Raw genomic sequence first — 19796 nt, 5'->3', positions numbered from 1 at the left:
CGCGGCGGGACGAGGCCGGGCGCCGCGAGCTGCTGCGCGAGATCGCCGGGCCGATCACGGTGCGCATCAGCGACCTGGGCGAGACCGTGCACCAGGAACGCCAGGTCCAGCGACTGGCTGCGGTTGAGCCGCGGGTCGCAGGCCGTCTCGTAGCGCTGGTGCAGGTCGTCGACGAAGATCTCGTCGCCGCCGCCCACGCACTCGGTGACGTCGTCACCGGTGAGCTCGACGTGGATGCCGCCCGGGTGGGTGCCCAGCTCCTTGTGCACCTCGAAGAAGCCCTTGACCTCGTCGAGCACGTCGTCGAAGCGGCGCGTCTTGTGGCCGGAGGCGGCCTCGAAGGTGTTGCCGTGCATCGGGTCGGTCACCCAGGCGACCGTCGCACCCGAGGCGGTGACCTTCTCGACCAGCTCGGGGAGCTTGTCGCGGACCTTGTCGGCGCCCATGCGGACGATGAAGGTCAGCCGGCCCGGCTCGCGCTCGGGGTCCAGGCGGTCGATGTACGTCAGCGCCTCGTCCACCGTGGTGGTCGGGCCGAGCTTGATGCCGATCGGGTTGGCGATCTGCGAGCAGAACTCGATGTGCGCGTGGTCCAGCTGGCGGGTGCGCTCACCGATCCAGACCATGTGGCCGGAGGTGTCGTACAGCTTGCCGGTGCGCGAGTCGGTACGGGTCAGCGCGCCCTCGTAGTCGAGCAGCAGCGCCTCGTGCGAGGCGTAGAACTCGACCGCGCGGAACTCGGCCGGGTCGGTGCCGCACGCCTTCATGAAGTTCAGCGCGTTGTCGATCTCGCGCGCCAGCTGCTCGTAGCGCTGGCCCGACGGGGACGACTTCACGAAGTCCTGGTTCCAGGCGTGCACCTGGCGCAGGTCGGCGTAGCCACCGGTGGTGAAGGCGCGGACCAGGTTCAGCGTCGACGAGGACGCGTGGTACATCCGCTTCAGGCGCTCCGGGTCCGGGACCCGGGCGGCCTCGGTGAAGTCGAAGCCGTTGACGGAGTCGCCCCGGTAGGTCGGGAGCGTCACGCCGTCGCGGGTCTCGGTCCCCTTGGAACGCGGCTTGGAGTACTGCCCGGCGATGCGGCCGACCTTCACGACGGGCACGGAGGCCGCGTACGTGAGGACGGCGCTCATCTGGAGCAGCGTCTTCAGCTTGGCACGGATGTGGTCGGCGGAGACGGCGTCGAAGGCCTCGGCGCAGTCGCCACCCTGGAGGAGGAACGCCTCGCCACGGGCGACGGCTCCCATCCGGGCGCGCAGTTGGTCGCACTCGCCGGCGAAGACGAGCGGAGGATAGGACTCGAGCTCCGCGACGACGTCGCGCAGAGCCTCGGCATCGGGGTACTCAGGCTGCTGCGCCGCGGGCAGGTCTCGCCAGGTCGCCTTGGCGACGGCGTGGGTATCAGCGTTCACGGTCACGTCACCACAGTACGGGTCCGAGGCCCTCGTCCACGCCAGTGACCGCCTGATGAGACGAATACAGCGGAAGCGACGAAACAGACGGACCCGACACGGGGGCGTGGGCTACGATCGGCGCCATGTTCACGCAGACGACCCAGAACTGGTGGTGGACCGCTCATCCGGCGGCCCACTGACTGCGCGTACACCGAAACCACGCGAAGGCCGCCCGAGGGGCGGCCTTTCTCGTACCCGCGAGGCCGTTCCTCTCCCCGATCGCCCCGATCCCCGGAAGGAACGCCCATGGATCTCCCCCGTTTCGACCTCTCCCGTCTCCTCGACGACTCCTGCCCCCCGTTCGCGCTGCTGCGCCGCCGCACCCCCGGCCGTGACCACGACACCGTCGAGGTGCTCATCGGCCCCGTGCACGAGGCCGAGCGGCTCGCCGAGCTGCCCGTGCGCCGTGAGCTGCCGACGCTGGCGCTCGTGCCGTTCCGGCAGATCCGGGAGCGCGGGTTCGACGTGCGCGACGACGGCACGCCGCTGGCCGTCCTGGCCGCCGAGGAGGCGTACGAGCTGCCGCTCGCCGACGCCCTCGCGCAGCTCCCGGACCGTGCCGTACGGGTCGAGGGCGGCGGCTTCGACGTGTCCGACGAGGAGTACGGGCGGATCGTGCGGCGGGTGATCGACGAGGAGATCGGGCGCGGCGAGGGCGCGAACTTCGTCATCCGGCGCACCTTCACCGGCGAGATCCCGGGCTTCGGGCGGGCCGACGCGCTGGCGCTGTTCCGGCGGCTGCTCGCGGGCGAGCGCGGCGCGTACTGGACCTTCGTCGTCCACACCGGGGACCGCACGCTCGTCGGCGCCAGCCCGGAGGTGCACGTGCGGATGTCCGGGGGCACGGTCGTGATGAACCCGATCAGCGGCACCTACCGCTATCCGGCGGGCGCCGCGCCGACGCCCGAGGACCTGCTCGCGTTCCTGGCCGACCGCAAGGAGACCGAGGAGCTGTCGATGGTCGTCGACGAGGAGCTGAAGATGATGTGCACGGTCGGCGACCGGGGCGGGGTGGTGATCGGACCGCGGCTGAAGGAGATGGCGCATCTCGCCCATACGGAGTACGAGCTGCGCGGCCGCTCCTCGCTCGACGTGCGGGAGGTGCTGCGCGAGACGATGTTCGCGGCGACCGTGACCGGCTCACCGCTGCAGAACGCGTGCCGGGTCATCGGGCGCCACGAGGTCGGCGGCCGCGGCTATTACGCCGGCGCGCTCGCGCTGCTCGGCACCGACGAGAACGGGGCGCAGACCCTGGACTCCCCCATCCTCATCCGTACCGCCGACATCGCCGCCGACGGCACCCTGCGGGTACCCGTCGGCGCCACGCTCGTCCGGCACTCGGACCCCGCGGGCGAGGTCGCCGAGACGCACGCGAAGGCGGCGGGCGTGCTGGCCGCGCTCGGGGTGCGGGAGGGGCGGCCGCGCGAGGAGGGCGCGGCGCCGGCCCGGCTGGCCGAGGACCCGCGGGTGCGGGCGGCGCTCGACGCCCGGCGGGCGGACCTGGCGCCGTTCTGGCTGCGGATGCAGATGGGGGACCCCCCTGCTCGAACGGAGTTGAGAGCTTGGGGGAGCTCGGCGGAGCTGTCCGGGCACGCGCTGGTCGTCGACGCCGAGGACACGTTCACGGCGATGCTGGCGCATCTGCTGCGCTCGTCCGGCCTGGACGTGTCCGTCCTCCGCTACGACGAGCCGGGCCTTCGCGAGCTGGCCCTCGCCCACGACGGTCCGGTGGTCCTCGGCCCCGGCCCGGGCGACCCGCAGGACGCGGCCGACCCGAAGATGCGCTTTCTGCGCGGGCTGACCGCGGAGCTGCTGCGCGAGCACCGGCACGGCCTGCTCGGCGTGTGCCTGGGCCACGAGCTGATCGCGGCCGAGCTGGGCCTGGAGATCGTGCGGAAGCAGACGCCGTTCCAGGGCGCGCAGGTGCGGATCGACCTGTTCGGGCAGGAGCAGACGGTCGGCTTCTACAACAGCTTCACGGCGCGGTGCGACGAGCGCACGGCGACGGAGCTGGCGCTGCACCGGATCGAGGTGAGCCGGGACACGGCGACGGACGAGGTGCACGCGCTGCGCGGACCCGGCTTCGCGGGCGTCCAGTTCCATCCGGAGTCGGTGCTGACGATGGACGGGGCCGCGGTGACCGCGTCGCTCCTGGCGGGTGTGCTCGTCTGAGGGTCAGCCCCTCGGTACCAGGACGTTCTCGCTGTGCCGTCCCGCGCGGTAGTCGAGGACGTTCTGGACCGTGGTGTCGATGATCTGGCCGACCGCCTCGGCCGTGTAGTACGCCTGGTGGGAGGTGACCACCACGTTCGGGAAGGTCACCAGGCGGGCCAGCGTGTCGTCCTCGACGCCCGCGAGGGACTTGTCGAGGAAGAAGAGCCCGGCCTCCGCCTCGTACACGTCGAGGCCGACCCCGGTGAAGCGGCCCGCGCGCAGTTCGCCGACGAGGGCCTCGGTGTCGACGAGGCCGCCGCGGCTGGAGTTCACCAGGATGGCGTCGTCCTTCATGGAGCGCAGGGCGGCGGCGTCGACGAGGTGGTGGGTGGCCGGGAGCAGCGGGACGTGCAGGCTGACGAGGTCGGCCTCGGTGAGGATGCGCTCCTTGTCCACGTACTTCATGCCGAGTTCGACGCAGGCGGGGTTCTCGGCGATGTCCCAGCCGAGCAGCCGCATGCCGAAGCCGTGGGCGATCCGGGTGAACGCCTCGCCGATCTTGCCGGTGCCGAGCACGCCGACCGTCCGGCCGCGCAGGTCGCGGCCCATGAGTCCGTCGAGCCGGAAGTCGAAGTCGCGGGTCCGGTTGGAGGCGCGGACGATCCGCCGGTTGACCGCCATGGCGAGGGTCCAGGCGAACTCGGCGACGGAGTACGGGGAGTAGTACGAGACGCGGGCGACGGTGAGGCCGAGCCGCTCGGCCACGTCGAGGTCGATGTTGTTGAAGCCGGTGGAGCGCTGGGCGATCATCCGGGTGCCGCCGGCGGCGAGGGTCCGCAGCACCCGGTGGTTCAGGTCGGCGTTGACGCTGGTGGAGATGACCTCGTGGCCGGCGGCGATGGCGGCGGTGTCCTCGGTGAGGAAGACGCCCAGGCAGCGGACCTCGTGACGGCCCTCGAACGCCTTCTCCATGAGCGGCTTCTCGTCCGTCTGCACGCCGAATGCCAGGATCTCCACGGGCCCCTCCTGGGTCGTGCCGGTTTTGTCCGCTCAAGGGTGAATATACGGCTCGGCGTCGCGGGCGGCTCAGCCGAAGAAGATCCCCGCCTCCGCGTACCGCCCCGGGTCGACCGTCTTGAGCCGGCCGGTCGCCGCCGACAGCGGGACCCGGACCACCTCCGTACCGCGCAGGGCGACCATCGTCCCGTACGCCCCGTCCCTGACCGCGTCCACCGCGTGCAGTCCGAACCGGGTGGCCAGCCAGCGGTCGAAGGCGCTCGGGCTGCCGCCGCGCTGGACGTGGCCGAGGACCGTGGTGCGGGCCTCCTTGCCGGTGCGCCGCTCGATCTCGGCGGCCAGCCACGCCCCCACCGGGCCCGCGCCGGGCCCGCCGGCGCGCGGCCGGGCGCCCTCGGCGACGACGAGGATCGGGGCGTAGGTGGCGGAGAAGCGGGAGGCGACCCAGGCGAGCACCTGGTCGAGGTCGAAGCGCTGCTCGGGCACGAGGATGACGTTGGCGCCGCCGGCGAGTCCGGCGTGCAGCGCGATCCAGCCGGTGTGGCGGCCCATCACCTCGACGACCAGGACCCGGCGGTGCGAGTCGGCGGTGGTGTGGAGCCGGTCGATGGCCTCGGTGGCGATGCCGACGGCGGTGTCGAAGCCGAAGGTCCAGTCGGTGGCCGACAGGTCGTTGTCGATGGTCTTGGGGACGCCCACACAGGGCAGCCCGTGCTCGGCGTGCAGCCGGGCGGCGACGCCGAGGGTGCCGCGGCCGCCGACCACGACCAGCGCGTCGGTGCGGTGCTTGGCCAGCTGCTCCCGGATCCGGCGGACGCCGTCGGGGAGGGCGAAGGGGTCGGTGCGGGAGGAGCCGAGCACGGTGCCGCCGCGCGGCAGGAGGCCGCGGACGGCACGGACGTCGAGCGGGACGGTGTCGCCCTCGACCACCCCGCGCCAGCCGTCGCGGAAGCCGGTGAGGCTCCAGCCGTGCTCCTGGACGCCCTTGCGGACCACGGCGCGGATCACCGCGTTGAGTCCGGGGCAGTCGCCTCCGCCGGTCAGCACACCGACGCGCATGGGCACGCTCCTTCGCCGTACGTGGGGCTCCTGAGGGGATGCGGCCCACGCTAGTGGTGGCGCGGGCCGCCCCGAGACGGCGAAGAGAGTGAATCCCGAGGGGGATCCCGGCGGTCAGGCGTCGTCGAGGCCGACCTCGATGGCGTACCGGACGAGCTCCACGCGGTTGTGCAGCTGGAGCTTGCCGAGGGTGTTCTGCACGTGGTTCTGCACCGTGCGGTGGGAGATGACGAGCCGTTCGGCGATCTGCTTGTAGCTCAGGCCCTTGGCGACCAGGCGCAGCACCTCGGTCTCGCGCTCGGTGAGCCGCGGGGCCTTCGGCTCGTCGGCGCCGGTGGCCGGGGCGGGCTCGGAGGCGAGCCGGCGGTACTCGCCGAGGACCAGGCCGGCCAGGCCCGGCGTGAAGACCGGGTCGCCGACGGCGGTGCGGCGGACCGCGTCGAGCAGCTCCTCCGTGCTGGCCGACTTCAGCAGATAGCCGGTGGCGCCGGACTTCACGGCCTCCAGGACGTCGGCGTGCTCGCCGCTCGCCGAGAGCACGAGGACGCGCAGCCGCGGGTTGGCGCCGACGAGCTCCTTGCAGACCTGGACGCCCGGCTTGAGCGGCAGGTTCAGGTCGAGGACGAGGACGTCGGGGTCGGCCGCGGCGGCGCGGCGGACGGCCTGCTCGCCGTCGCCCGCCGTGGCGACGACGTCGAGGCCGGCCTCGCCGAGGTCGCGGGCGACCGCGTCCCGCCACATCGGATGGTCGTCGACCACCATGACCCTGATCGGCCGCTGCTGTTCCACTGCCTGCTGCTCGCTCACTTCGCTCCTGCCTTCCCCCGCTGTTCCCGCGGCGCGCGCGGGACCTTCAGTTCCACTTCGGTGCCCTGGCCCGGGACCGAGATCAGCTCGGCGGTGCCGCCGAGGTCACGCAGCCGGCCCCGGATGGACAGGGCCACGCCCATCCGCCCCTCGCCCTCGGCCTGCACCAGCCGGCCCTCGGGGATGCCGGGGCCGTCGTCCCGTACGGTCACGATCACCTCGTCGCCCCAGTCCTCGACCAGGATCCAGGCCCGGGCCGCCTCGCCCGCGTGCACCCGCACGTTGTCCAGGGCGGCGCCGACGGCCGCGGCCAGTTCGCGGGCGGCCGGGGCGGGCAGCGGAACGGGGGCACCGGGGTCGGCGAGGGTGACCCGGGCACCGGCGCGCGGGGCGAGCAGGGTGCGCAGGTCGACGTCCTCCGACGCGGACTCCGGCCCCTCCGGCTCCTCCACCAGCCGTACGACCGCGCCCTCGGACTCGTCCTCGGAGACGTACGAGGTACGGATGAGCCCGCCGGCCACCAGGGTGCGCAGCGCGACCTCCTGCTCGCCGGCCATCCGGCCCAGCTCGGCGGCCTCGCCGCCGAGGGCGGTGCCGCGCCGCTGCACCATGGCGAGGACCTGGAGCACGCTGTCGTGGATGTCCCGGGCGAGCCGCTCCCGTTCGCGGGTCGCGGCCTCGATCTCCAGGGCGCGGGCGAGGGTGCGCTCGGAGGCGCGGGCGACCTCGACCACGTAACCGATGGCGATCGAGGCGACCCAGACGAGCAGCACGTTGTGCAGGGTGTCGCGGGTGGGGTGGCCTCGCTCGACGACGTTGGCGACGGCGACCAGCGAGGACGCCAGGCCGGCCCAGCGCCAGCCGCCCTTGATGGCGTAGGCGAGGACGGCACCGGCGGTCCATATCGACGGCAGGGTGGAGCTGTCCACCGACCGCACCTGCTCGTCCGCGAGCGGGGTGAGCAGGATGCCGGTGAGGGCGATGGTGAGGTCGGCGACCAGGAAGCGCCTCGTGCAGCTGGCCGCGTTCGCCACCTGGGGAAGCGTGGCGAGGGTCCACAGGCACAGCACGGCGAGGTACGCGACCGCGACCCAGGGCCGCTCGTAGTGCCGCCAGCCGAAGACGCACAGCAGTACGGCGTACCCCATGGTGAGGACGCGGTACGCGGTGAGCGCGCGCCACAGCGGCTGCTCCACCGACATGCGCACGACACGTTCGCGCCTGGCCATCTCCCCCACCACCCCCGGGCGCCCCCTCCTAGAGGGTCAGGCGCCGGACTCTTCCCGTGCCGCGATCTCGGCCTTGACGGCCTCCTTGGCGGCCTTCTCGGCGTCCGCGATCTGCCGCTTGGCGGCGGTCGCGTAGATGTCCACGTACTCCTGGCCGGACAGCTTCATGATCTCGTACATGACCTGGTCGGTCACCGAGCGCAGGATGAAGCGGTCGCCCTCCATGCCCTGGTAGCGGCTGAAGTCGAGCGGCTTGCCGATCCGGATGCCCGGGCGCATCAGCTTGGGCACGATCTTGCCGGGCGGCTGGATCTTCTCGGTGTCGATCATGGCGACCGGGATCACCGGCGCGCCGGTGGCGAGCGCCACGCGGGCGAGACCGCCGGGCTTGCCGCGGTAGAGCCGTCCGTCGGGCGAGCGGGTGCCCTCCGGATAGATGCCGAACAGGCCGCCCGACTCGATGACCTCGATGCCGGCCTTGATCGCCGCCTCGCCCGCGCCGCGCGCGCCGGAGCGGTCGACCGGGAGCTGGCCGACGCCCTTGAAGAAGGCGGCCGTCAGCTTGCCCTTGACGCCGGGGCTCGTGAAGTACTCGGCCTTGGCGATGAAGGTGACCTTGCGGTCGAGCACGGCGGGCAGGAAGAAGGAGTCCGAGAAGGACAGGTGGTTGCTCGCGAGGATCGCCGGCCCCTCGGCGGGAATGTTCTCGAGGCCCTCCACCCAGGGCCTGAAGGCGATCTTCAGGGACCCTCCGAGGGAGAACTTCATAGCGCCGTAGATCAACTCGTCATGCCTTCCGTGTGCCGTCACGACGACCTTATCCCTTGAGGGCGGGACGGGACCGCCGCGGGCGCCGCTGCTTCGTGCGAACGGCCCTGGTCGGTGTCGGTCCGGTCGCGTACGGTGAAACCCTTCCCCTTCCGTAGTCGAACACCGAACAGGAGACCCCGTGTCGGTCCTTCCTGGAGCCGAGCCGTACCGCCACGAGGGCGGAGAGGTCGGCGTCCTCCTCTGTCACGGATTCACCGGTTCCCCGCAGTCGCTGCGCCCCTGGGCCGAGTATCTGGCCGGGCGCGGGCTGACGGTCTCGCTGCCGCTGCTGCCCGGACACGGCACCCGCTGGCAGGACATGCAGCTCACCACCTGGCACGACTGGTACGCGGAGGTGGACCGCGAGCTGCGCGAGCTCACCGCGCGCTGCACGCGGGTCTTCGTGATGGGCCTGTCGATGGGCGGCGCGCTGACGCTGCGGCTCGCCGCGCGGCACGGCGACGCGATCAGCGGCATCGTGCTCGTGAACCCGGGCAACAAGGTGCACGGCGTCATGGCGCGCGCGCTGCCGGTCGTCCGTCACCTCGTCCCGTCCACGAAGGGCATCGCCAGCGACATCGCGAAGCCGGGCGTGGCCGAGACCGGCTACGAGCGGGTGCCGCTGCACGCGGCGCACTCGCTGCGGCGCTTCTTCCAGGTCGTCGACGGAGAGCTGCCGCAGGTCACGCAGCCGATGGTGCTGCTGCACAGCCCGCAGGACCATGTGGTGCCGCCGGCCGACTCGGCGCGCATCCTCAGCCGGGTGTCGTCGACGGACGTCAAGGAGATCCTGCTGGAACAGAGCTACCACGTGGCGACGTTGGACCATGACGCGGAGCGGATCTTCGAGGAGAGCTGGGCGTTCGTGACCCGGCTCGCTCCGGAGCTCTCCGGTGAGAAGGCCGGGAAGGCCGAGAAGACCAAGTAGGTCGAGCAGGCCGACAAGGCCGAGACGACCACGTGGGTCGAGCAGGTCGAGCTGGCCGAGACGACCACATAGGTCGAGCAGGTCGAGCAGGTCGGAAAGGCCGAGTACGTCGGCATGGTCGAGGACGTCGAGAAGGGAAGCGCGAGCGGTGGCTGATCAGCAGGACGGGGAGCGCGAGCCGCAGCCCATCGACGAGGAGGCGGCCTGGGCCGCGATCGTCGCCGGGTACGGCGAGGAGCCCGCGGACCCTCCGGGCGCGCGCCCCTTCCGTCCGGACCGTCCGGTGCAGGACCTGGCGCTGCCGGACCTGCCGGACGCGCCCGACGACGGCGGGACGGTGGCGCCGGGGCGCGGCGCCGCCTCCGAGTCGCCGGAGAAGCCGGACAAGTTCCGCAAGCCGGAGCCGCCCGCCGAGCCGGACAGGCCGGCGCTCGGCTCGTCGATCGTGTTCGCGCCGGGCGTGGGCACGGGCGGCCCGCGCGACTACTCGCCGGCCGAACCGGACGAGGGCGACGGCGGCGCGGCCGACGAGGGCCACTTCGTCCCGCCGGAGCCGCCGCCGCTGCCGGAGGCCGACACCACGACCAAGTTCGCCTGGCTCGCGGTGGTCGGCGGCCCGGTCCTGATGCTGCTCGCCGTGCTGCTCCAGTGGGACATGACCTGGTGGCTGACCACGCTGTGCGTGGGCGGCTTCCTGGGCGGCTTCGTGACCCTGGTGGCCCGGATGAAGAGCGACGACGAGGACGACGACGGCTTCGACGACCCGGGCCGGGGCGCGGTGGTGTAGCCGCCGGGGCCTCCCGACGCCCGCGCTCGCACCGCTCGGCGCCGGGGCGCCTCACGGGCTTCGGAGGGCTGCGGCCGCCTCCGGCCGCCGACGCCGGGGCTCAGGCCGACGCCCCGGCCGGGCTCGCCGGGATACGGACCACCGCCAGCACCGGCAGGTGGTCCGTCGCCGTTTGCAGGTCTTTCGGGTCGAGGTCGGTCGGGACGCCGCAGGCCAGGAACTCGACGCCCGGGGTGGCGAGGATCGCGTCGATGCGGCGGTCGGGGGCCTGGGCCGGCCAGGTGGGTTCGGTGCCCCAGGGGGCGGCCGCGCGGCCGTCCTGGAGTTCCTTGGTCAGGCGGGTCCAGGCGCGGCCGCCGGGGCGCTCGTTGAGGTCGCCGGCGACGATCGCGTACGGCGTGCCGAGCGCGGCCACCCGGTCCAGGAGCAGGCCGGCCTGGGCGTGGCGCTCGTCCGCGTACAGGCTCAGATGGCAGCTGACGAGCCCGACGCGCGCGCCGCCGAGGCGGACCACGGCGGTGGCGAGGCCGCGTCGGTGCCGGCCGGGGGTGAGCGGAAGGAGCACGTCCTCGGTGTGCTCGACGGTGGCCCGCAGCGAGCACAGCAGCATCGGCCCGGCGGCGGTCGCGCCGCCGCTCAGGATGACGAGGTCGCACTTGGCGGCGAGCCGGGCCGCGTGCTTGCGCCAGCGGAAGAAGCGCGGGGCCTCCTGGACGAAGACCAGGTCGGGGGCGCAGGCCCGGATCACCCGGGCGAGGGCGTCCTCGTCGTCGCGCATCGAGCGCACGTTGTACGAGAGGACCCGGACGACGGCCGAACCGTCGGGTTCGGTGCGGGAGTTGGGCAGCTCACTGATCGCCATGCGGTCAACATAGACGCCGGTGCCCGCCGAGCCCCAGAGGGCGCGGCGGGCACCGGCGTGAAGGGCCTGCTCAGCCCTGGCGGGCCAGGTCGGCCGCGCCGACGAGTCCGGCCTTGTTGCCGAGCTTCGCGGCGAGGACCTGGGCGTGCGGCCGGTAACGGCCGCCGATCAGCCAGCGCCGGAAGGACTTGCGGATCGGGTCGAGGACCAGCTCGCCCTCGTCGGAGACGCCACCGCCGACGATGAACGCCGACGGGTCGAAGAGCGACGCCAGGTCCGCGAGGCCGGCGCCGGCCCAGCGGGCGAGCTCGCGGAAGGAGTCGATGGCGACCTTGTCGCCCGCGCGGGCGGCCTCGCTGACGTGCTTGCCCTCGATGCCCTCGGGGGTGCCGTCGCCGAGACCGAGGAGCACCGTGGCGTTCTCGGGGGTGGCGGCGGCGCGCTGCTTCGCGTAGCGGACCAGGGCGCGGCCGGAGGCGTACTGCTCCCAGCAGCCCTGGCTGCCGCAGCCGCACAGCAGGCCGTCCGGGACGACCCGGATGTGGCCGAACTCGGCGGCCACGCCGAAGCGGCCGCGGCGCAGCTTGTTGCCGATGATGATGCCGCCGCCGAGGCCGGTGCCCAGCGTGATGCAGATGACGTCCTCGTGGCCCTGGCCGGCGCCGAAGCGGTACTCGCCCCAGGCGGCGGCGTTGGCGTCGTTCTCGACGACGACGGGAAGGCCGACGCGCTGTTCGACCTTGTCCTTCAGCGGCTCGTGCCGCCAGTGGATGTTCGGCGCGAAGAGGACGGTGGCGCGCTTGTCGTCGACGTAGCCCGCGGCTCCGATGCCGACGGCCTCGATCTCGTACCCCTTGCCGGCCTCGGAGACCGCGGCGCAGATGGCGTCGACGATGCCCTCGGGGGTCGGCGGCGTGGGCACGGTGTGCGTGTCGAGGATGTTGCCCTCCTCGTCGACCACGCCGGCCGCGATCTTCGTGCCGCCGATGTCGACGCCGATGGTGAGTCCCATGTGTCCCTCAGTTTTCGGTCGAGCCCCGCTAAGGCCCACCGTACCCGAGGAGGACCGGCCTCCTGAGCAGTCCGGGATCAGTCCAGGTCGATGTGCTGGCCGGTACCGGGGCCCTCGTCCTTGCGGTCGTCCCTGCCCTCGTCCTTGACCTCGTCCTTCGGGGTGGTGTCGGTGTCGGCGCCGGCTCCCGTCGCCTCCCGGGTGTCGCCGCGCGTCCAGCGCGACTCGTGGCCCTGGACGGCGGAGCGGTAGGCGGCGAGCAGCTCGTTCCCGGCGGCCGCGAGGTGGTCGAAGACCTGCGGGTTGCGCTCGATGACGGGCTCGACGAGGGCCTTCGCCTGCTGGACGACCTGCTGGACGGTGGCCGCGGCCTGGCCGGCGGCGGGGCCGCCGAGCGTGCCGCCCAGGGTTCCGGAGAGTTTGTCGGCGACTGCCTCGAAGAGCTTGCGGAACTCCTCGGCCGGGGTGCCCGGCTCCTCGCCCTGCCGGGCGCGGCGACGGGCCTTCTCGGCCTCCAGGTCCTCGGCGCAGGCCTTGGCCCAGGCGTCCTGGTCGCTGTCGCTCATGGCGTACTCCTTTGGGCTTCTACGGTCGACGGTACACGCCCGGGAGGGGCTCAGGGAGCGGTCCTCGGCCAGAGGCCGGGGTCGGGGGTGAACCGGATCCGCAGGTCGCCGTCGACGAGTCCGGCGCCGGTGACGGTGCAGCGGCGCAGTGCGGCGGGCAGCGGGACGGCGCGGCGGAACGGGCCGACGGCGAGGAGGAGTTCGTCGCCGCGGCGGACGAGGGAGAGCCCGTCCTTGACGGCGCCGGGCAGCGGGACGTGCCAGACGAGGATGCCGTCCTCGGCGCGCCGGTCCTCGACGGTCCAGGCGGGCGCCTTCGTACGGGCCAGGGCGACCGGCACGGCGAGCAGGACGAGGTCCTCGGGGCCGCGGACCTGGCGCCCGAGGTGCGGCAGCTCGTGCAGCTCCGGGTGGTCCTCGCGCAGGGCGGCGAGGTGGCGGTGCTGTTCGGCGGCGAGCCCGGCGAACCACGGGTCGGCCGAGCCGTCGGGCAGTACGCGGTTGGCGACGACGCCGTCGAGGGCGAGGCCCTGGAGCGCGAGCCCGAGGCGGGCGGTGCGCAGGGCGCCGGTGGCGGCGGGGCCCGGTTCGACGACGAGCCGGACGGCGGTGCGCGGGGAGTCGACGACGTCCTGGACGGCGGCCAGCTCCGCCTCCCAGCGGCCGGTGGTCTCGTACAGCCACTGCGCGGGCAGCGGTACGCCGGCGAGCTGGGCGAGCATCGGGCGCAGCGCGCGGGCGGCCTGGCGCTCGGGCGGGAGCAGGCGGCGCAGATAGCGGCGGAGCTGCTCGGGCAGCGCGAGCAGCGTCAGCGCCTCGCGCACCGGCGGCAGCTCGACCACGACCAGGTCCCAGTCCCCGGCCGCCGCGTCCCTGAGCGCCCGCAGCAGCGCGACCTGCCCGCTGCCGGGCAGCTCGGTCAGCTCGGCCTCCTCCAGGGGCGCGGCGCCGAGCAGGTCGAGCGCGGCGGTGGAGCGGGCCTGGAAGGCGAGGAACTCACGCCGGAAGTCGCCGACGGGGTCGGGAACGAGGACGTGAAGACTGCCGGCGGGGCGCGCGGCGGCGGGCGGGGCGCTTTGCTCGGCCGCGCCGCCGCCGGTGGCGCCCGGGGCTCCGCTCTCGGCCGCGCCGCCGGCGGGGTGCGCGATGCCTTCCTCGGCCGTACCGCCGCCCTCGGGACTCCCCGGCTCCGTCAGCCGCACCGGGCGAGGGCTCCCCGCCGGGGCCTCGCCCACCGGGAGCCCGGACTCCTCGCCGGAGACGAGGAGCACGCGATGGCCTGCGCGGGCCTCGGCGAGGGCGGTGCCTGAGGCGACGGTGGTACGGCCGGCGCCGCCCGTACCGGTGACAAGAATGATCCGCATGCGCCGACGGTACCGGCGGCGCCCGCCGGCCCCGGCGCCCGGGCGCGCCTCGCGCGCGGCCTTCGCCGTGGTCAACCGTCTCGCCCCGCCCGGCCGGCGTGGGCAGCCGTCCGCCGCCCACCCCCGCCCCCCTTGTGTGGGCAATCGTCCCGCAGGGCGGGACGGGTGGGCACACGGAACATCGCGCTTGGCAGCGCCTCCGCCCCTTGTGCCTGGACCCGCACCACGACCGCGTCGCCGTCGGGGCGGGCGTCAACGCGCGAGGAGCCTAGGCCCGGCACGGGACGCCGTTCCGTTGTGCCCACCCGTTCCGCCCCAGCGGAACGAATGCCCACAACGGGGGTGGTGGGGTGAGCGACGCCCCGAGGCGGGGGCAACCCCGCAGCGGGCGTGGGGGCAGCCCGGGTGCCTGGGTCGGGTCGGGGCTACTTGCCCGATTCGACGCGCTGCTTCAGGCCCGCCAGTGCGCGGTCGATGATGACCTTCTCCGCCTTGCGCTTGATCATGCCGAGCATGGGGATCTTGACGTCCACCGTCAGCTGGTACGTGACCTCGGTGGCCGCACCGCCCGACGCCGGGGCGAGGCGGTAGGAGCCGTCGAGGGCGCGGAGCATCTGGGACTTGACGAGGGTCCAGGAGACCTCGTTGTCGCCGGTCCAGGTGTACGCGAGGGTGTGGTCGTCCTTGATGGCGCCGGCGTCGAGGAGGAGGCGGACCTTCTGTGCGCGGCCGGCCGGGTCGGTCTCCAGGACCTCGGCCTCCTTCACCTCGCCCGTCCACTCGGGGTAGCGGGCGAAGTCGGCGATGACGCCCATGACCTCGGCCGGGGCCGCCTCGATGGTGATGCTCGAGCTGGTGTGTTCCGCCATCGCGGGGGCTCCTCGTATGGACGCGACTCGTCTTCAGTCTTCAGCGTGAAGGCTATCGCGCCGCTCTCGGGGCCCCGTCACCACTCCGCTGTCACCACTCCAGCGTCCACGGGCGCCCTGTCGCCGCGAAGTGCCCGACGTTGACGCACTCGGTCGCGCCGATCCGCATCCGGCGGTGGAGCGGCTGGTGGACGTGGCCGAAGAGGGCGTAGCGGGGGCGGACGCGGTGGATGGCGTCGAGGAGGGCGCGGCTGCCGCGTTCGAAGCGGCGGGCGACGGTGTCGTAGGTGAGCTCGGGGACGTCCGGCGGGATGTGGGAGCAGAGCACGTCGACCTCGCCGAGGGCCTCGACCTTGGCCGCGTAGTCCTCTTCGGAGATCTCGTACGGGGTGCGCATGGGGCTGTGCAGGCCGCCGCCGACGAAGCCGAAGACGAGGCCGCCGAGCTCGACGCGCTGGCCGTCGAGGACCCTCGTGCCGGGGCCGGCGAACTCGGGCCAGAGGCCGGGCACGTCGACGTTGCCGTAGGTGGCGTACGTCGGGTCGGGGAAGGCGGCGAACATCTCGGCGTACTGGCGGCGGACGGCGGACTCGATGGCGGCGGCGCGGTCGATGCCGAGCTCGCCCCAGAGCCGTCGCCCGAGGTCGCGGGCCTCGTCGAAGCGGCGGGCGGTGCGCAGCTCGACGATGAGGTCGGCGTTCTCGACGCCGAAGAGGTCGGGGAAGATGCCGCGGCTGTGGTCGGCGTAGTCGAGGAAGAGCACCAGGTCGCCGAGGCATATCAGCGCGTCGGCGCCGTCCCCCGCCCGGGCGAGGGCTGCGGTGTTGCCGTGCACGTCGCTCACCACGTTGATCCTCATGACGTCAGCCTAGGGGTTGCGACCTGCGGTTACTTGGGAGTCGGGAAAGCGGTCGACTACTGTGCGGCCAGGAACGCCATATATGTGTGACGCATGGAACATCTGGCCAGGACCCCCTATCGGGAACCACGTACTGATGGGTAACGTCCGGGCAGTCCAGTCGTGCTCACCCCCACCCAGAGCACCCTGCCCGATCTTGGACCGCACCGGTGCATCACACAGAGCCGTGGCCCCGGCGCCCGATGAGGAGCAGCAGTCTTGCGCGAGTTCAGCCTTCCGGCCCTGTACGAGGTCCCCACGGACGGCAACCTGACGGATCTCATCCGCCGCAACGCCTCCCAGCACCCAGATGTCGCCGTGATGGCGAAGAAGGTGGCGGGCGCCTGGGTCGACGTCACCGCGAAGCAGTTCCTCGCCGAGGTCCGGGGCGCGGCGAAGGGGCTGATCGCGGCCGGGATCGAGCCGGGCGACCGGGTCGCGCTGCTCTCCCGTACCCGCTACGAGTGGGTGCTGCTCGACTTCGCGATCTGGAGCGCGGGCGCGGTGACCGTGCCGGTGTACGAGACCAGCTCGCCGGAGCAGATCCAGTGGATCCTCGGTGACTCGGGCGCGACGCTGGTGCTCGTCGAGAGCGCGGCGCACCGGGCCGCCGTGGAGTCCGTGCAGGCGAACCTGCCGGGCCTCAAGGGCCTCTGGCAGATCGAGGACGACGCGGTCGCGCAGCTCACGGCCACCGGCGCGGACGTCTCCGACGAGCTGCTCGACCAGCGGATGTCCACGGCGCACGCGGACGACCCGGCGACGATCGTCTACACCTCGGGCACCACCGGCCGCCCCAAGGGCTGTGTGCTGACCCACCGTGCCTTCTTCGCCGAGTGCGGCAACGTGGTGGAGCGGCTGAAGCCGCTGTTCCGGACCGGCGAGTCCTCGGCGCTGCTGTTCCTGCCGGCCGCGCACGTCTTCGGCCGGCTGATCGAGGTCGGCTGCGTGATGGCGCCGATCAAGCTGGGCTGTCTGCCGGACATCAAGACACTGACCGACGAGCTGGCGTCCTTCAAGCCGACGCTGATCCTCGGCGTCCCGCGCGTCTTCGAGAAGGTCTACAACTCGGCCCGCGCCAAGGCGCAGGCCGACGGCAAGGGCAAGATCTTCGACAGGGCCGCGCACACGGCGATCGCGTACAGCCGCGCGCTGAGCACCCCGCAGGGCCCGTCCTTCGGTCTGCGGCTGAAGCACAAGATCTTCGACAAGCTGGTGTACGGGAAGCTGCGCGCCGTCCTCGGCGGGCGCGGCGAGTACGCGATCTCCGGCGGCGCGCCGCTGGGCGAGCGGCTCGGCCACTTCTTCCGGGGCATCGGCTTCACGGTCCTGGAGGGCTACGGCCTGACGGAGTCGTGCGCGGCGACCGCGTTCAACCCGTGGGACCGGCAGAAGATCGGCACGGTCGGGCAGCCGCTGCCGGGTTCGGTGGTCCGGATCGCCGACGACGGCGAGGTGCTGCTGCACGGCGAGCACGTCTTCACCGGCTACTGGAACAACGAGGCCGCGACGGCGGAGGCGCTGGCGGACGGCTGGTTCCACACCGGTGACATCGGCACGCTCGACGAGGACGGCTACCTCGCGATCACCGGCCGGAAGAAGGAGATCCTGGTGACGGCGGGCGGCAAGAACGTCGCCCCGGCGGTCATCGAGGACCGGATCCGCGCGCACGCGCTCGTCGGTGAGTGCATGGTGGTCGGCGACGGGCGTCCGTTCGTGGGCGCGCTCGTCACGCTCGACGAGGAGTTCCTGGGCCGCTGGGCGGCCGAGCACGGCAAGCCGGCCGGTTCGACGGCGGCGTCGCTGCGCGAGGACCCGGAGCTGCTCGCCGAGGTCCAGCGGGCGGTGGACGACGGCAACGCGGCGGTCTCGAAGGCGGAGTCGGTGCGGAAGTTCCGTATCCTGTCGGCGCAGTTCACGGAGGAGGCGGGGCACATCACCCCGTCGCTGAAGCTGAAGCGGAATGTGGTGGCGAAGGACTTCGCCGACGAGATCGAGGCGATCTACTCGGCCTGACAGTCCGACTGGTCCGACCGGTCTGACGGTCGTCGAAACGCCCCTGGTGGGCCCGGGCACGGGCCGGCCGGGGGCGTTTCGCGCACCTCGGTCCGGAACGGACCATTCCGCACAGACCGTTCCGTACGGACGGCTCCTTACGGCCGTTCGGATCGGACGGCTCCGTACAGGCGTTCCGATCACACGACATGAAAGGCAGTCATGCGGCTCAAGCGCACCGCCGCCGTCCTCGGCACGGCCCTCACCGCCCTCGTCACGCTCACCGGGTGCAGCTCCTGGGGCGAGGACGCCGGCCTGCCCGCGGCCGGCGACATGGCGGCCATCGAGAAGCTGGTCGGCGCGCACGCCATGTGCAGCGACCTGCGCACCGGCACCGGCGACAGCGGCACCATGGGCCTGGAGGCGAAGGACCCGGCCTGGGCCGTCAAGGAGCGCGGCGTGTGCGGCAACGACGCCGAGGACACGCTCACCCTGCTGTCCCTCTCCGACATGGAGAAGTTCCAGCAGGCCGCCAAGAAGGCCGCCGCCGCGGGCCACGCCACCCGCTTCCTGCTCGGCCAGGACTTCGCCGTGGCCACGACGGACCCGGCGGCGGCCAAGTCCCTGGTGAAGGCCGGCCTGCTGCTCTTCACCTGCGAGAAGGGCTTCAAGGTCCCGGACGGCTACCGCAACGAGAAGCTGCTCGTGGCGGGGTGCGCGCTGACGGACTACCTGCCGGGGTAGCGCGGCACGGCCCGGCGGAGCCGGGCGCCGGGCCGCGCGCCTGGCGCCCGTCCCTACAGCAGTTCCCGCAGGCGCTCCGCCAGGAGGTCCCAGCGCCAGCGCTCCTCCACCCAGCGGCGGCCGCGCTCGCCCATGCGGGCGCGCAGGTCGGGGTCGAGGAGGAGGGTGGCGACGCGGTCGGCGGTCTCCTCCGGGACTCCACCGCGGACGACCCAGCCGGTCTCGCCGTCGAGGACGGCGTCGGGGGCGCCGCCGGAGTCGCCGGCCACGACCGGGAGGCCGGTGGCGGAGGCTTCGAGGTAGACGATGCCGAGGCCCTCGACGTCGAGGCCGCCGCGGCGGGTGCGGCACGGCATGGCGAAGACGTCGCCGGCGCCGTAGTGGGCGGGGAGTTCGGACCACGGGACGGCGCCGGTGAAGCGGACGGAGGCGGCGACGCCGGTGCGGTCCGCGAGGGCGCGCAGCTCCTTCTCGTACGGGCCGCCGCCGACGATCAGCAGGACCGCGTCGGGCACCCGGCGCAGGATCTCCGGCATGGCGAGGATCAGCGTGTCCTGCCCCTTGCGCGGCACGAGCCGCGACACGCACACGACCACCGGGCGGTCACTGAGCCCGAGCCGTTCGCGCACCTCGGCGCCGCCGGAGTCGGGGTGGAAGGTCTTCTCGTCGACGCCCGGCGGCAGCTGCGTCATCCGCGCCGCCGCGGCCGGCGTGAGGGCGGAGGCGATCCGCGAGCGCGTGTACTCGCCGAGGTACGTGAGGGTGTCCGTGCCCTCGCCGATGCGTCGCAGCAGCTGCCGGGCGGCCGGCAGCTGCGCCCAGCCCGCCTCGTGCCCGTGCGTGGTGGCGACGAGCCGCTTCGCACCCGCGCGCCGCAGCGCCGGGCCCATCAGGCCGAGCGGGGCGGCCGCGCCGAACCAGACCGACTCGCAGCCGTGCTCGCGCAGCAGCGCCGTGGCCCGCGCGGTGACCCGGGGCGTCGGCAGCAGCATGGTGGTGCGGTCGCGGATCACCGTGAAAGGCTGGTCCGCGTCGAACGCGGCGGTCGCCTCGATCCCCTCGCGGCTGCGCTTCCACGTGGAGGCGTAGACCACGATCCGATCGGGATCGAGACGCAGCGCCATGTTGTGCAGGAATGCCTGGATTCCGCCAGGGCGTGGCGGAAAGTCGTTGGTTACGATCAGGGTCTTGTGCATCGTGGCCGACAGTACCGCGATCGCGCCCCGAGCCCGGCACCACCA

Annotated in this window: 19 protein-coding genes; 6 read left to right on the top strand and 13 right to left on the bottom strand. The window is 73.0% G+C overall.

Features of this window, described 5'->3' with window-relative positions:
- A partial coding sequence (locus tag ACWEV0_RS24800) for a class II 3-deoxy-7-phosphoheptulonate synthase (RefSeq protein ID WP_453151627.1) occupies positions 1-1418 on the bottom strand: 1418 nt, incomplete at its 3' end.
- A 119-nt stretch (positions 1419-1537) separates the two neighbouring features.
- Between ACWEV0_RS24800 and ACWEV0_RS24795 the strand changes: the two genes are divergently transcribed.
- Together ACWEV0_RS24795 and ACWEV0_RS24790 are read left to right on the top strand one after the other, a co-directional pair.
- Positions 1538-1594, top strand: coding sequence for a trp operon leader peptide (locus ACWEV0_RS24795; protein WP_123954659.1), 57 nt, complete (start codon positions 1538-1540; stop codon positions 1592-1594).
- Between the two features lie 106 nt (positions 1595-1700).
- Positions 1701-3626 (top strand): anthranilate synthase family protein, encoded by a 1926-nt coding sequence (locus ACWEV0_RS24790; RefSeq protein WP_453151626.1) that lies wholly within the window; start codon positions 1701-1703, stop codon positions 3624-3626.
- A gap of 3 nt (positions 3627-3629) precedes the next feature.
- Here the strand turns inward: ACWEV0_RS24790 and ACWEV0_RS24785 are convergent, their stop codons facing one another.
- From ACWEV0_RS24785 to ACWEV0_RS24765, 5 genes are all read right to left on the bottom strand, one after another.
- Complete coding sequence (locus ACWEV0_RS24785; protein WP_453151625.1) at positions 3630-4625, bottom strand: 2-hydroxyacid dehydrogenase; 996 nt, start codon at positions 4623-4625, stop codon at positions 3630-3632.
- A gap of 69 nt (positions 4626-4694) precedes the next feature.
- Complete coding sequence (locus ACWEV0_RS24780; protein ID WP_453151624.1) at positions 4695-5684, bottom strand: ATP-dependent 6-phosphofructokinase; 990 nt, start codon at positions 5682-5684, stop codon at positions 4695-4697.
- A gap of 114 nt (positions 5685-5798) precedes the next feature.
- Positions 5799-6446 carry a response regulator gene (locus ACWEV0_RS24775; protein ID WP_453151630.1) on the bottom strand — a complete coding sequence of 216 codons (648 nt, stop codon included), beginning with the start codon at positions 6444-6446 and terminating at the stop codon, positions 5799-5801.
- 41 nt (positions 6447-6487) lie between these two features.
- Entirely contained in the window at positions 6488-7720 is a 1233-nt protein-coding gene (gene macS / locus ACWEV0_RS24770; protein WP_453151623.1) for a MacS family sensor histidine kinase, read from the bottom strand.
- Positions 7721-7756: 36 nt separating this feature from the next.
- A complete protein-coding gene (locus ACWEV0_RS24765) occupies positions 7757-8488 on the bottom strand; it encodes a lysophospholipid acyltransferase family protein (RefSeq protein WP_453151622.1) in 732 nt (243 codons plus the stop codon).
- Positions 8489-8669: 181 nt separating this feature from the next.
- Here ACWEV0_RS24765 and ACWEV0_RS24760 point away from each other — a divergent pair, with 181 nt between their 5' ends.
- Both ACWEV0_RS24760 and ACWEV0_RS24755 read left to right on the top strand, forming a co-directional pair.
- Positions 8670-9458 (top strand): alpha/beta hydrolase, encoded by a 789-nt coding sequence (locus tag ACWEV0_RS24760; RefSeq protein WP_453151621.1) that lies wholly within the window; start codon positions 8670-8672, stop codon positions 9456-9458.
- A 148-nt stretch (positions 9459-9606) separates the two neighbouring features.
- Positions 9607-10245, top strand: coding sequence for a hypothetical protein (locus ACWEV0_RS24755; RefSeq protein WP_453151620.1), 639 nt, complete (start codon positions 9607-9609; stop codon positions 10243-10245).
- 100 nt (positions 10246-10345) lie between these two features.
- Here ACWEV0_RS24755 and ACWEV0_RS24750 read toward each other — a convergent pair whose 3' ends face one another.
- The 6 genes from ACWEV0_RS24750 to ACWEV0_RS24725 all read right to left on the bottom strand — a co-directional run bounded on the left by ACWEV0_RS24750 (position 10346) and on the right by ACWEV0_RS24725 (position 15765).
- Complete coding sequence (locus tag ACWEV0_RS24750) at positions 10346-11107, bottom strand: endonuclease/exonuclease/phosphatase family protein (protein ID WP_453151619.1); 762 nt, start codon at positions 11105-11107, stop codon at positions 10346-10348.
- 70 nt (positions 11108-11177) lie between these two features.
- Positions 11178-12119 carry an ROK family glucokinase gene (locus ACWEV0_RS24745; RefSeq protein WP_453151618.1) on the bottom strand — a complete coding sequence of 314 codons (942 nt, stop codon included), beginning with the start codon at positions 12117-12119 and terminating at the stop codon, positions 11178-11180.
- 77 nt (positions 12120-12196) lie between these two features.
- The gene (locus ACWEV0_RS24740; RefSeq protein ID WP_453151617.1) at positions 12197-12685 is read right to left on the bottom strand and encodes a DUF5304 domain-containing protein; all 489 of its coding nucleotides are present in this window, start codon (positions 12683-12685) and stop codon (positions 12197-12199) included.
- A 50-nt stretch (positions 12686-12735) separates the two neighbouring features.
- Positions 12736-14049, bottom strand: a complete 1314-nt coding sequence (locus ACWEV0_RS24735; protein ID WP_453151615.1) for an ArsA family ATPase — start codon at positions 14047-14049, stop codon at positions 12736-12738.
- Between the two features lie 425 nt (positions 14050-14474).
- On the bottom strand, positions 14475-14918 hold the full coding sequence (locus ACWEV0_RS24730; protein WP_453151613.1) for an SRPBCC family protein: 444 nt from the start codon (positions 14916-14918) through the stop codon (positions 14475-14477).
- Between the two features lie 91 nt (positions 14919-15009).
- Positions 15010-15765, bottom strand: coding sequence for a metallophosphoesterase family protein (locus ACWEV0_RS24725; protein WP_453151628.1), 756 nt, complete (start codon positions 15763-15765; stop codon positions 15010-15012).
- A 270-nt stretch (positions 15766-16035) separates the two neighbouring features.
- Between ACWEV0_RS24725 and ACWEV0_RS24720 the strand changes: the two genes are divergently transcribed.
- Both ACWEV0_RS24720 and ACWEV0_RS24715 read left to right on the top strand, forming a co-directional pair.
- Positions 16036-17832 (top strand): AMP-dependent synthetase/ligase, encoded by a 1797-nt coding sequence (locus ACWEV0_RS24720; RefSeq protein ID WP_453151612.1) that lies wholly within the window; start codon positions 16036-16038, stop codon positions 17830-17832.
- A 201-nt stretch (positions 17833-18033) separates the two neighbouring features.
- Positions 18034-18555 carry a hypothetical protein gene (locus tag ACWEV0_RS24715; RefSeq protein ID WP_453151611.1) on the top strand — a complete coding sequence of 174 codons (522 nt, stop codon included), beginning with the start codon at positions 18034-18036 and terminating at the stop codon, positions 18553-18555.
- Between the two features lie 53 nt (positions 18556-18608).
- On the opposite strand, the gene ACWEV0_RS24710 is transcribed toward ACWEV0_RS24715, so the two are convergent.
- Positions 18609-19751 carry a glycosyltransferase family 4 protein gene (locus tag ACWEV0_RS24710; RefSeq protein ID WP_453151610.1) on the bottom strand — a complete coding sequence of 381 codons (1143 nt, stop codon included), beginning with the start codon at positions 19749-19751 and terminating at the stop codon, positions 18609-18611.
- Positions 19752-19796 lie beyond the last annotated feature (45 nt).

The organism is Streptomyces sp. NPDC003943 (assembly GCF_053605265.1).
Note: the sequence above shows the minus strand (reverse complement) of the source record. Positions and strands in the feature narration are given on the sequence as shown.